1 protein-coding gene is annotated in these 954 nt (G+C 56.3%); it reads right to left on the bottom strand.

Features of this window, described 5'->3' with window-relative positions; genetic code table 11:
- Positions 1–722, bottom strand: a 722-nt coding sequence (locus B6S09_RS18915; protein WP_211281103.1) for a sulfotransferase family protein, incomplete at its 3' end; no start/stop codon positions are given.
- Positions 723–954 lie beyond the last annotated feature (232 nt).

Raw genomic sequence — 954 nt, 5'->3', positions numbered from 1 at the left:
AGATGTGTATAAGAGACAGCCCTGGGCTTGACCTTGTGCAGGCCGGCAACGCCCAACGCCTGGTCGAAGGCCGGGGCGTCGTAGGCCAGGTGATTGAAATCGTGTTCGAACCAAGGCTCGTCGATGAACGCATATACCAACCGCATCACGCGCTCCGGGGCTTGGGTCAGCAAGTCATAGTCAACGATCAGCAAGGACTCGGCGTTGTCGCCGTAATACGCTTCTTTGAGCGCGGTCCAGGCAAACCCCACCAGGCGATTGCGCTGGGCCAGGGTTTCGCAGCGGCTGTAGACGGTGTTGCGCTCATCATCGTCGTTGAACAGCTTGGTGTTCTCGAACGGATTTGCGCGGTAGAGGCGCTCCAGACTGTCGAGCACCCAGGCGACATTGCGCACACAGGCGATGGTCTTGGCCTGGGGAAACAGATCCTGCAAGGCCGGCAAGCGCGCGCACCAATGCCGGTTGGTATCGAAAATAACGGGCTTGTCGGCCTTATCGGCGTAATAGGAATCGAACAGGCCGCGCAGCAGCCGGCGGCGCAGGTTGGTATCGATCACCGAGCCAAATTCGCTGCCGGCGCTGCACTGCTGCAGCACGCTGCTAAAGAGCGAACCTACCGGGCTGGTCATGCCGGCATGAAACCGCGGGTTCTGCAGCAAAATCGCAGAAAGCAGCGTCGAGCCTGAGCGCGGAAGACCGGAAATAAAATGAAACTGCGGCAATCCCTTCACCAGTCATAAAGTCCCTTTTGTGAGGCAAAGAGTAGCCGAGGAAAAACACGCCGCAAAGTAGCCTTTTGACATCAATCTATCTTGCACCAGGAAAAAAGATAAACGGTATCGCCTGATCGAGAACTGAATGGATTAAGCCAGCCAAGCGCCCTTTTTCGACGCCTTGGTTCGGCAAAATTAAATGATCCCGTCTACGCTCAGCCACTGTCTCTTATACACATCT

Source organism: Oceanimonas baumannii, from assembly GCF_002245495.1.
Taxonomy (GTDB): Bacteria; Pseudomonadota; Gammaproteobacteria; order Enterobacterales; family Aeromonadaceae; genus Oceanimonas; species Oceanimonas baumannii.
Note: the sequence above shows the minus strand (reverse complement) of the source record. Positions and strands in the feature narration are given on the sequence as shown.